At 37.4% G+C, this 12,443-nt stretch carries 7 protein-coding genes and 1 tRNA gene; 5 read left to right on the top strand and 3 right to left on the bottom strand.

Translation table 11 applies throughout. From position 1 onward, the window contains the following. Positions 1–73: 73 nt before the first annotated feature. Positions 74–2,212, bottom strand: coding sequence for a glycogen debranching protein GlgX (gene glgX / locus GAVG_RS02120; RefSeq protein WP_004118272.1), 2,139 nt, complete (start codon positions 2,210–2,212; stop codon positions 74–76). 232 nt (positions 2,213–2,444) lie between these two features. Here glgX and GAVG_RS02115 point away from each other — a divergent pair, with 232 nt between their 5' ends. The 5 genes from GAVG_RS02115 to GAVG_RS02095 all read left to right on the top strand — a co-directional run bounded on the left by GAVG_RS02115 (position 2,445) and on the right by GAVG_RS02095 (position 8,276). Then, positions 2,445–2,906: a YraN family protein gene (locus GAVG_RS02115; RefSeq protein WP_004112513.1), complete on the top strand. Its 462-nt coding sequence runs from the start codon at positions 2,445–2,447 to the stop codon at positions 2,904–2,906. Then, positions 2,906–4,591, top strand: coding sequence for a YifB family Mg chelatase-like AAA ATPase (locus GAVG_RS02110; RefSeq protein WP_004574938.1), 1,686 nt, complete (start codon positions 2,906–2,908; stop codon positions 4,589–4,591). The genes GAVG_RS02115 and GAVG_RS02110 overlap by 1 nt, the downstream gene beginning before the upstream one ends. Then, a complete protein-coding gene (dprA, locus tag GAVG_RS02105; protein ID WP_004112510.1) occupies positions 4,588–6,102 on the top strand; it encodes a DNA-processing protein DprA in 1,515 nt (504 codons plus the stop codon). Before GAVG_RS02110 ends, dprA begins: the two co-directional genes overlap by 4 nt. Before the next feature lie 29 nt (positions 6,103–6,131). Next, positions 6,132–8,123 carry an FAD-binding protein gene (locus GAVG_RS02100; RefSeq protein ID WP_009994796.1) on the top strand — a complete coding sequence of 664 codons (1,992 nt, stop codon included), beginning with the start codon at positions 6,132–6,134 and terminating at the stop codon, positions 8,121–8,123. 66 nt (positions 8,124–8,189) lie between these two features. Beyond that, positions 8,190–8,276, top strand: a tRNA-Leu gene (locus GAVG_RS02095). A gap of 84 nt (positions 8,277–8,360) precedes the next feature. On the opposite strand, the gene GAVG_RS02090 is transcribed toward GAVG_RS02095, so the two are convergent. Together GAVG_RS02090 and polA are read right to left on the bottom strand one after the other, a co-directional pair. Further along, entirely contained in the window at positions 8,361–9,218 is an 858-nt protein-coding gene (locus GAVG_RS02090) for a Nif3-like dinuclear metal center hexameric protein (RefSeq protein WP_009994795.1), read from the bottom strand. Positions 9,219–9,287: 69 nt separating this feature from the next. Beyond that, the gene (polA, locus tag GAVG_RS02085; RefSeq protein WP_009994794.1) at positions 9,288–12,389 is read right to left on the bottom strand and encodes a DNA polymerase I; all 3,102 of its coding nucleotides are present in this window, start codon (positions 12,387–12,389) and stop codon (positions 9,288–9,290) included. Positions 12,390–12,443 lie beyond the last annotated feature (54 nt).

Genomic DNA, 12,443 nt, shown 5'->3' with positions numbered 1-12,443 from the left:
TCAATAAAAAAGTTGAGGCTTAGAATCTAGTTTTTAGAATCTAAGCCTCAATTAGTTTTATATATGAATATTTTTATGCTAGATTATTTTCTTCTTGATTTTCACTCATAAGCAGAAGGAAACTTCGCGATTGAGCAACAATATTGAATCCTGATTCATAATGCAATTGCGGTCCTTTTGGATTATGAGTGTCCACAACAAGAGTCCACTTTTCACCATAATTCTTATCTGGCAAAGTAAATGTTATAGGCTCATAATGCGCATTGAAAATAAGAAGGAAGTCATTATCTACCATTCTGCTTCCATACCAATCGGTTTCTGGAATATCTGAACCATTCAAATAAATCATTACCGAAAGAGCATGAGTATTACTCCATGCCTCCATATCCATAACAGAACCAGTATGATCAAACCATTCTACTTGTGGAATCTCTGAAACATCATCCCCTGGTTCTCGACCAGTAAAGAATCTACGCCTGTGAAGAACAGGATGATCTAGTCTTAAATGAATAAGCTTAGAAACAAAATCAAACATATCTTTTTGTGTGGAATTAAAATCCCAATTAATCCAAGAAATAGCATTATCTTGGCAATATGCGTTGTTGTTTCCATTTTGAGTACGCATAATCTCGTCACCAGCGCAAATCATAGGAATGCCCTGGCTCATCAACAAAGTTGAGAACAGGTTTCGCATTTGACGTTGACGAAGTTCGTTAACATCGTGAATATTAGTAGGACCTTCTACTCCACAATTCCACGAACGATTATCGTTAGCACCGTCGTTATTACCTTCTTTATTCGCTTCATTATGCTTTTCGTTATAGCTCACCAAATCGTTCATAGTAAAACCATCGTGAGCGGTAATAAAGTTTACAGAAGCTACAGGCTTACGTCCATTTTGCTCATATAAATCGGAGCTTCCCATAAGTCGGCTTGCAAATTCAGGCAAAGTCGAAGGCTGCGAGCGCCAAAAATCGCGTACGCAATCGCGGTAGCGACCATTCCACTCGGACCAACTTGGAGGGAATCCTCCAACTTGATATCCTCCTACGCCAATATCCCAAGGCTCTGCAATAAGTTTTACGCTAGAAATAATAGGGTCTTGCTCAATAATGTCGAAGAATGCAGAAAGCTTATCTACTTCTTGGAATTGACGAGCAAGCGTTGCCGCCAAGTCAAATCGGAATCCGTCTACGTGCATTTCAGTTACCCAATAGCGCAAGCTGTCTGTGATTAGTCGCAATGCTTTAGGAGAACGCATAAGAAGCGAATTTCCAGTACCAGTAGTATCGAAGTAATGTCTCTGATCGTTATCTACAAGACGATAGTATGCGCGATTGTCGATTCCGCGGAAGCTTAAGGTTGGACCTCTATCGTTTCCTTCAGCGGTATGGTTGTAAACAACGTCTAGAATAACTTCCATTCCTGCAGCATGGTACGCCTTAACCATTGCCTTGAATTCGTTAACTTGCTCGCCACGTTGTCCAGAACTCGAGTACGAATTCTGAGGAGCAAAGAATCCAATGGTGTTATATCCCCAATAATTGCTTAATCCCTTATTTTGCAAGAAAGAATCATTTACAAACTGGTGGATAGGCATAAGCTCAATAGCAGTAATACCAAGCTTTTTTAAGTAAGATATTACACTTGGATGAGCTAAACCTGCGTATGTTCCACGAATTTCTGGAGGAACATTACGATTTAAATTCGTCATTCCTCTAACATGAGCCTCGTAAATCACGCTATCGTGGTACGGAATCATTGGATGCTGGTCGTTACCCCAATCAAAATATGGGTTAATAACAGCTGCTTTCATAGTGTGATCTGCAGAATCCAAAGTGTTCATTGCGGCTAAATCATCTGGATTAGCAAACCAATACGAAAATAGGCTTTCGTCACCGTCAATATTGCCTTCTATTGCCTTTGCATAAGGGTCCAAAAGAAGTTTGTTTGGATTACACCATAATCCATGATTTGGATCATACGGTCCATGCACACGATAACCGTATCTCTGCCCTGGCTGTATTCCAGATATGTAAGTATGCCAAACGTAAGAATTCTGCTCGGTCATATCGATGCGAGTCTCATTGTCTTGCTCATCGAACAAGCATAGCTCAACATGCTTTGCCACCTCAGAGAACAATGCGAAGTTCACGCCTGCACCGTCGTAGGTAGCTCCAAGCGGATACATAGAACCTGGTCTAATTTGCATAATTCAAGTATTGCATATATTTATATAGTTTTCATTAATACTGTAGGCGATTCTTTATAAAAGATGAAAAAGATTTAAAAATAATCACAATTAACGCATAATAAAAAAAAAATATGAATTATATTTATGTGCTAATTTCCCTTTAAAACCAACGCAACACGCCAAAAACATCCTTTAACCACATTGATTGAAAAATCTGGTAATTCGTTTTTAGTGTTGATGAAATAGCAATATGACATATAAGCAAAACGAATATTGCACGGATGGCGTGGGATTAAAAGAAGAAATTTTAAATCGCATAGCAGAAATTGAAGTAGAACTATGCGATTTTTCAATCCCTAATAAAACAATAGGAAATCTTGGAGAAGAATACGCATCTCTAAAACTAATTCTTAAAAATTGGATTCTATTAGACAGAAATTGGCATAGTCGTTTTGGAGAGCTTGATGTTGTGATGATGGATCCGTTTGGAAGAATTGTATTCATAGAAGTAAAAACGAGACGAAGCGTAAGATTTGGAACTCCACTAGAAGCAGTAACAAACGAAAAATGCTTAAAAACACATAAAGCTGGATTTAAGTGGTTAGACGAGCACAACTTTTTTAAACACAGAAAAATACGATTCGACGTTGTATCAATACTAATTTCAAAAGATAAAAATATTCAACTACGTCACATTTTAGGAGCATTCTAATGGTTATTGGAAACGCATTATCTGTAGGATTACTGGGTTTGAAAGCCTTTACAATACAATTGCAGGCATTCATATCTAGTGGATTGCCAGGATTCTCTATTATTGGTCTTCCTGACACCTCTTTAAGCGAGGCGAGAGAACGAGTTAAATCAGCATATACGTCTTTACGCTGCGAATGGCCAGAAACAAGGTTAACAGTGAATCTTTCACCTGCGTCTATGCCAAAAAGTGGAGCATCTTACGATCTTGCAATTGCAGCAAGCATACTTAGTGCTAGAGGAATTATTCCACTTAACGAGCTAGAAAATACGATTATTTTAGGAGAACTTAACTTAGATGGGTCAGTTCTACCAATTCAAGGCATGCTACCAATTTGTTTATATGCCAAGCAAAAAAATATTACAAAAATGATTATTCCCTACGAAAATCTTTCAGAAGCCAAGCTGATAAATGGAATTGAAGTAATTGGGATTAAACACATTTTAGATTTGGTAGACGAACTAAACGGGAAATTAGAAAACAAGGCTAGACCGATTGCCGAAAAGAACAGAGAACGAGCATTAAAAGCAATTAACCCTTATGATCATCTTCATATTAAAGAAATCGATAATACAAGACTCTATTCCAAATCAGCACTTAACGATAATACGACTTCAAACATGAATAATACGGATAATGTTGATCCAATAAAAAGCGCCAATCCGCTAGGAGAAATCGGTGATATGTCGGAAGTATTAGGGCAAGAACACACAAAGTGGGCATTGCAAGTAGCTGCAGCTGGCGGACACCACGTTATGATGATTGGACCTCCAGGATCTGGTAAAACTATGCTGGCATCTAGAATGCCAAGCATCATGTGCCCACTAAACGAACAAGAACAGCTTGAAGTGGCATCTATTAGGTCACTTTGCGGAACACTACCATACTATGGAATAACAGATGTTCCGCCTTTTGAGGCACCTCATCATACATCTTCTGCAGCATCTCTTATAGGAGGAGGCGCAGGTCTAGCCAAGCCTGGAATAATAACTCGTGCACATTGTGGAGTTTTGTTTATGGATGAAGCTCCAGAATTCTCACCAAGAGTTTTGCAAACTCTTAGAGAACCATTGGAATCTGGTCATATAGCTGTTTCAAGATCTAAAGGAACAACATTATATCCTGCTAAATTCCAACTTGTTATCGCAGCAAATCCATGCCCATGCGGATACGCCTATGGCAATGGCGAACGATGCACATGCAAAGAGAAGGAACGAATACGTTATTTTTCTAGACTTTCTGGACCAATTCTAGACAGGATTGATATTCAAATGGATGTTCCACCTGTAGAAAAAATTATTACTTCAAAAGCGCAATCAGAACATGGATCTAGTCAAATGTCAGAAAAAATTCTAACTAGTGCAATGATGCGAGAAAACGTAAAAAACGCAAGGCTGGTTGCTCAAAATCGTTTTAGAAAACTCGGATGGAGTTGTAACGCTCAAGCGTCTGGAACATGGCTTAGAAAATACACATCTAAATACGCTATTGAGTTGATTAATAAATCACTTGAAAACCACAAGTTGAGTTTACGCGGAGCAGATCGAGCTTTAAGGCTTGCATGGACTTTAGCTGATCTTTATGGGCACACTTCTCCAGATTTAACTGACATGGCTCAGGCAATTAGTTTAAGGACCAGAATATGAACAATATTAATAGCATAAATGGCAACAACAATACTTACAGAATAGATAACGATACTTTATCGCGCGCAATACTCACATTTTGTATTGATGGCGCAGATGCAATAATGTACACACTTGTAATAGGGTCAGTAAACACTGGCAGTATTGTGGAAGCACTTCACCTTATTTGCGAATCTATAAGTGAATCTATTGGTAAAACAAAAAACAAGCAGCTAGAATTAAATCTGCAAAATGGCTGCTGTCAAGATGATTTTTACATAGACGGATCTTTAGAAAACCAGACTAAATCGAATTTAGATGATTTAGAAAATAATGGAAAAATTCTTAACATTATAAAAAATCACTCAAAAGTTTCTGTTTTAGAAGAATATTTTCTGAAAGGTCTTAAAATATGGGGAAGCAATAATGCTGACAATAAAATTGCTATTAACAATTTTGATATATTACACAGATCCATTAAAAAATGGTGTTTAAGACTAAAACAATTGCCTTCTTGGGATTCAAATCAACTTAAAAGATGGTTTAGTTCTAACGGAACGCAATGGATTATTTCACCAAACAGTAAATATTGGCCAAAACAGCTACAAGATTTAGCAACCCAATGCCAAGTAGCTCCCCCATTGTGTTTGTGGGGAATTGGAGATCCCAACGCGCTTATTCAATGTAATCAGCCACTTGCGATTGTTGGCTCTAGAGGTTGCAATGACTACGGATACGAGCTTAGCTTTACATTCGCTAAATCGTGCGCTAAAAAGGGGCACACAGTTATTTCTGGCGGAGCTTATGGTATTGACGCTGCAGCTCATTGGGGAACCTTGGATGCTTTAGACTCTCATGTAGCAAATGTTAATCCTGTTGGCAAAACAATTGTTGTTTTTGCTGGAGGTTTGAACAAAATGGGACCTTCAAGCAATGCTCAACTTTTTGATGCTATTCTTTCTAGCGGCGGAGCATGCATTAGTGAACTATGTCCAGACACTACTCCTGTTGCACGTAGATTCTTACTAAGAAATCGCCTTATTGCGGCTATTGCTAGCAAGGTAATAGTATCTCAAGCACGATTACGATCTGGAGCTTTAAACACAGCAAACTGGGCGAATAGCTTAAATCGCGAGATTTATTCTGTTCCAGGAGATGTAACATCACCGAGTAATGCTGGATGCAATATGCTTATTCACGATGGAAAAGCTATGATGATATGTTCACAAAATGATATAGATAGTATCTATCCTAATTCCCACCATTATTTGCCACACTCTTTAAGCAATAACAATATTATTCCAGATACATGTAATGATTTTCAAAAAATTGTATTGAAAGCAATTCAAGAGTGTAAGAGCAAAAAAATATGCGCAAACATTGACAATATACACGCAATCATGCTTCATACAAACTCAAATAATGATTTTTCAATATCTAAGATTTCTGGAGAAATAGCAATTCTTGAATTAAATGGAATAGTCAAAAACCAAAATGGTGTTTTTAGTTTAAATAGGAAAAATCTTAAATAAAAAGCAGAAAATATGAGAAAATAAATGTTATGCAGTCAAACTTGAGTCAGCAAAAAGAAAATACTACTACAGTTAAAGAAAAAACTGTGCAAATACAAGTAGAGCAATCATCATACGATGTTGTGATTATCGGCGCAGGAGCAGCAGGACTTTCTGCAGCACTGGGATTAGTGAAATCTGAAGAATATAAAACGCTAAAATCTCAAGGAAAACAGCCTAAAATATTAGTGATTTGCAAGCTTCAAGCGTTAAGGTCTCATACAGGTTCTGCCGAAGGTGGAATCGCAGCATCATTAGGAAACATAGAAAAAGATTGCTGGCAATGGCACTATTACGACACCGTACACGGTGGAGACTGGTTAAGCGATCAAGATGCAGCAAAAATGCTAGCAAAAGAAGCTAGAGATACAGTTATTGAACTAGAACACTTTGGAGTTGCCTTTTCTAGAACAGAAGATGGTCATATTAATCAAAGATTTTTTGGTGGACATACTGCCGACTTCGGCCAGCAGCCAATTAGACGAGCTGCGTACGCTGCAGACAGAATTGGACACCAAATTCTATACAGCCTATGGCAAAAATGCATAGAAGAAAATATTAAAATCGAAGAAGATGTTTATGTAACAGATCTTGCTATAAACCACAAATCCAATAGCGCAGAGGGCATAATCGCGCTAAACGAAAAAAGTGGAAAAGTAGAAAAAATATGTGCAAGAAATGTTCTTATAGCAACTGGCGGAGCTGGAAGACTATTTTCAACAACATCTAATTCCTGGGATTTAACTGGGGACGGAATGTCTTTAGCACTAAACGCAGGATTGCAACTAGAAGACATAGAGTTCATACAATTCCATCCGACTGGTCTGGCTCATACTGGAATATTGCTTTCTGAAGCAGCTCGAGGAGAAGGCGGAGTTCTCAGGAATTGCAAGAATGAAGCATTTATGAAAAACTACGACGACACGCATGCGGATTTAGCTCCAAGAGATGTAGTAAGCAGGTCGATTGTATCAGAAATAGATGCTTTAAGAGGCGTTGAAGATACTACTAGCAACATTGATAGAAAAGATTGCGTATGGCTAGATATGACTCGTATAGAAAAGCAACATATGCTAGAAGCTCTTCCACAGGTTGTAGAAACTATTGAAAAATACGCTCATCTTGATCCATCAAAAGATCTTATACCTATTAGACCTACAGCGCATTACACGATGGGGGGAATACCCATATCGCTTAACGGGCAAGTTTATAAACTGGTTAATAATAAAAAACAGAGAATAATAGGATTATATGCCGCAGGAGAATGCGCATGCTCGGGAGTACATGGAGCCAATCGCCTTGGCGGAAACTCTCTTCTTGATGCATGCCTGTTCGGAAAACTATCTGGTAAGTCTATTGCAAAAGAATTAAAAGAACAAAGTCAGGAAAAAAGTCAGGAAAAACACGAAGAGCATATAGTAGATACATCAAAAAATGTGTACGATAGCACTCCTAATACTTTTGAAAATCTAGACAAATTATCAGAAAATCGTGTACAAGAGATAATCGGTCTTATTCAAAATACAAGCACATCTAGCAACACAACAAACCCATATAATCTACTAGAAAAACTAGAAAATATTATGGAAAATGCTGCAGCGGTTAGATGCAGCGAAAATACCCTTAAAGATGCTTTGCAAAAAATCGATACGATTATTATTCCGCAAGCTAAAATTCTTGTTTTACATTCACAAAATCTTGTTTTTAATCAAGAGCTAATTGCTATTTGGGAATTACAAAACATGATTACGCTTGCAAAATCGGTTCTGCAAGCATCACTTGCAAGACATGAATCTCGTGGAGCATTCACAAGATTGGACTATCCAAAACGTAATAACAATCAAAATCCACAACATTCTATAGTGGATTCAAGCGGCGAAGTGCAAAATATTCCAGTAATAATTGTCGATTTTGACCCAAACAAGCCTATTAATCATCAAAATAAGGATGAAATTAACAAAATTATGACAAAAATAGATTAATTTTCAACACGCCGAAGCAAAGAGTTAAAAAAGATGTTATAGTTCTATCTGTTGTCTAAAACACCCGTCCGGGTGGCGGAATGGTAGACGCGCTAGCTTGAGGTGCTAGTGCCTATTTGTACAGGCGTGCGGGTTCAAGTCCCGCTCCGGACACGGAATGAAGTCTTGCTGAGAAATCGGCAAGACTTTTCTGTTTTTCATATTCATAATATCCGCTAATCGCGCTGATCAATCACTCTAATTAATCACATAATTCCAAGGGTCAAAAGCTCTACCAATCCAAGAAACATCCAACGATTCACCAAAATTCTTGTATATAGAATCATGAACATCTTGCACAGCATACTTAAACCACAACGACTCAATGGCACTATGAGGAGTGTTTATAAGCATGGGCTTAATAATATTAGAATTTTCTAATTTCGCTTCATACACAGCCTGCTCGTACGCGTCCGTTGCAGGATGATGCCTTAAATCACTTGTTACATACACATCTGCTCCGCAAGCGCGAACTTCATCAAATAAAGAATCACCTGAACCTGGAAGAACAGCTATTTTACTAACCATTTCATTAATATCTCCACACACTTGAATGCCTAGATTAGTAGTAGGCAAAGCGTTAAAAACGCGCATAGCAAACTCTTTAAGCGTGATTTTTTGCTCAAGCACTCCAACTCTGCCAAGACCAAGAGAAAGGTCATTATTACTTGCTGGAACAAGAGGATGCAAATCTTTAAGACCAAAAGCATTAGCTGCAGCATCCGCCACTCCCCTAAAAGCCGCGTCCGCATTAGTGTGACCGACCCACAATCCACAATGATTTTCAATAAGTGTCTGAACTATTTTTCCGCGAACAGAAAAACCAGAAACTTCATGAACTGACCTAAAGAATAAAGGATGGTGAGAAACAATCAAATTAGCACCCATTTTGCATGATTCTTCAACAGCTTCTAAAGTTGGATCAGATAAACAAACTATCTTATTCACCTTATCCGTAGGATTTCCAACAATTAGTCCAGGATTATCCCAAGATTCAGCAAGATTTAGAGGATACAAGTCTTCTAAAACATTAACAACATCAACTAAAGTTGCCATATTTTACACCTTTACAATAAACCTACAATAAACCTACAGCGGGCTTTACAATAATTCTCACAAATAAAATCAGTGAGCAGCAAGCTGCCAGTCAGCTCCCAATCCAGTAGACACATTAAGCGGAACGTCTAACTCAACAGTATGTTCCATAGCGTTTTTAACAATATTTTCTACAATATCTGCTTCGCCATGTGCTATTTCGAGAACAAGTTCATCGTGAATTTGCAAAATCACACGACTTTTTACTTTAGCTTCTCGCAAATCCTTATCTACTTGAATCATTGCAAGCTTCATAATATCTGCAGCACTTCCTTGAATAGGAGCATTTAAAGCTGCTCGCTCTGCAGATTCACGAGATGCTCTATTCGTGGAATTTAGCTTAGGAAAATACCTTCTACGACCAAACATCGTTTGAGTATATCCAAGCTTTCTAGCTTTATCTACTAAAGACTCCAAATAGTCATGCACGCCACCAAAGGTATCGAAATACTTTTCTTTAAGAACTTCTGCAGCAGCAGGACTAATAGAAAGCTGTTTTGCTAAACCATAAGTACTAAGCCCATATGCCAATCCGTAACTCATTGCTTTAACATGCGATCTCTGATCTGGGCTAACTTGTTCAACTGGAATCTTATAAACCAAGCTTGCTACAAACTTATGAAAATCAACACCAGACTTAAAAGCTTTAATAAGTGTTTCATCTGCAGAAGCATGAGCCATAATTCTAAGCTCTACTTGAGAATAATCACAACTCATAAGCTGATCGTATTGATTTCCTGGAATAAAAGCAGCTCTAATTTCCCTACCGACCACATTCCTATTCGGTATATTTTGCAAATTTGGGTCCGAAGAACTTAAACGCCCAGTAGCTGCAATAGTTTGTTCAAAAGTGGTATGAATCCTGCCATCTTCATATCTTGCAGAATCAATAAGACTCTGTACAATCTGCTTTAACTTGTTTGTCTCACGATGTTTTAGCAAAGCCCCTAAGAATTGACTAGCTTTTTCATCTGGATCAATTTTTGCATATAATTCTTGCAATGCTTCTGCATTAGTAGTATAAGATCCACTTTTCGTTCTTCTTGTAGGCTTTAAACCCATATCCTCAAATAGCAATTGTTGAAGCTGCTTAGGACTTTGCAAATTTATCGGCTTGTTTGCTACATCCAAAGCCATTTTTTGGGCAAATTGAGCTTCTGCCGCAAAATTATCTCTCATAGATACGAGCCTGCTCATATCTACGGCAGCACCTGCATCTTCCATGCCTCTTAAGACCCTAGAAACAGGCATTTCGACATCGACCATTAATCCTGTTTGTTTACGTTCATCTAGTTTTATAGCATATTGCTTTGCCAACAATCTTATTGTTATAGCAGTTTCCAAAATACGCTTTTCTTGCTTTTTACGCTTATCCTCTTCTTGATTTAACTCTTCAGGATTATCACTATCTTCTAAAACAAAATCAAGCTCTCCTTGTGCAGGCTCTTCATTAGATTTTTCATTTTCTACATGAATATTTAGAACATGTTCCGCCATATCTTCAATATTTTCATTGCGAAAATCTGGTTCTATCAAATAAGATGCTAAACGAGTGTCAAGTAATGGATTAAAAGAGTAATTATTATCTACAATTTTCAGCGATTTAAGAAGAGCTATATGTTTTTTGTAGTCATGCAAAACAATTGAAGATTCATACATTTTTATGAAATCTTTTAGCTTGTGGCAGATTTTATTACAATCTTCGCTAGAATCCCCATTAAGAACATCAGAATACACAATTGCAGCATTATTTTGCGATAGCATTACTAGCACATCTGCATAAATACCAAACTGACTGCTATCATTTGGTTTTTGCAATGCATATATAACTAGTTCTTTGTGATCTTTAATAGTTTTTGCACACTCTAAATCATTTCTTATAAGATTTAAAGAAGGTTTTTCTTGAGACTCAAGTAATTCAAACAAATCTACGGTTGCTTTAGATTTATATTCCGTATTCTCTTTAACTAATTCTGACGATCCATTTGACTCACTTTTCTCAATACATGGTGACACGAGATTAATCCAATTATCTAAATCAGATTCTGAATAAATTTTATGAATATTTATTTTATCTACTATAGTTTTGAAATCCTCTAAATCATCTGAATTATCAGACTCTGTAGAACTAACATCACTGCCAGCATGAGTGCTTCCAGCAGAAATCATCATCTTAATGTTCTCTTCTAAAAGCTCTTTGCTTCCACGCGTAAATTCTTTTAAAATCTTCCTTCTACTGCGAGTACCAAATTCGAGTCTTTCAAACAATTCGCCAACTGACGCGGCATCAACATTTCCAAATTCAAGATCATTAATACCAACACCAAGATCTAAATCTTTAACAAGAGTATTTACTTTCTTATTCAGACGAATCTGATCTATGCTTTCTCGCAAAGACTCACCTTTTTTGCCAGTCACCTGATCCGCGTGTTCTATAATGCCTTCTAATCCACCGAATTGATTAATCCACTTTGCTGCATAACCATCGCCTACGCCAGGAACACCTGGAATATTATCGGAAGTTTCTCCTCTAAGCGCTGCTAAATCTGAATATTGCTTAGGCGTAACATTATATTTTTCAATAATCGCATCAGTATCCATTTGTTTTAAATCTTTAAAATGCCTGCCTGGATACAAAACATTTATATATTCATCAATAAGTTGGAACGCATCACGATCTCCAGAAAGAACAAGAGTCTTATATTTAGCTTTAGCGCCCATTGTGGCTAAGGTTGCAATAATATCGTCGCCTTCATAACCCTGTTTTGTAATATATTTAACACCTAATGCATTGAGCAATTCTTGTATAACAGGAAGTTGAGCTAGAAGCTCTTCTGGTGCAGCTTCTCGAGTTCCTTTATATTGCGGCAAAAGTTTATTCCTAAAAGTTCCGCCTTTAACATCAAAAGCAACAGCAAGCTTATCTGGTTTTTCTTTTTCAATAACCTGAGAAAGCATTGTTGAAAAACCCCATATTGCATTGGTTGCAAAACCAGATTTTGTTGAAAAATTATCCGCAGATATTGCGTAAAAAGCACGAAACGCAAGTGAGTGGCCATCTACCACCAACAACGTTCCATTTTCATCCTCATTATTCAAAGAATCCTCGTTTGCAACGATGCTGGCATTCACTTAACTACCCACCTGCGTTCTCGTAAAATAAATTTTTTATGAAATTATTTACCA

The organism is Gardnerella vaginalis ATCC 14018 = JCM 11026, from assembly GCF_001042655.1.
Taxonomy (GTDB): Bacteria; Actinomycetota; Actinomycetes; order Actinomycetales; family Bifidobacteriaceae; genus Bifidobacterium; species Bifidobacterium vaginale.
The sequence above is the reverse complement of the archived record's forward strand: the minus strand, read 5'-3'. Positions and strand labels throughout refer to the sequence as shown.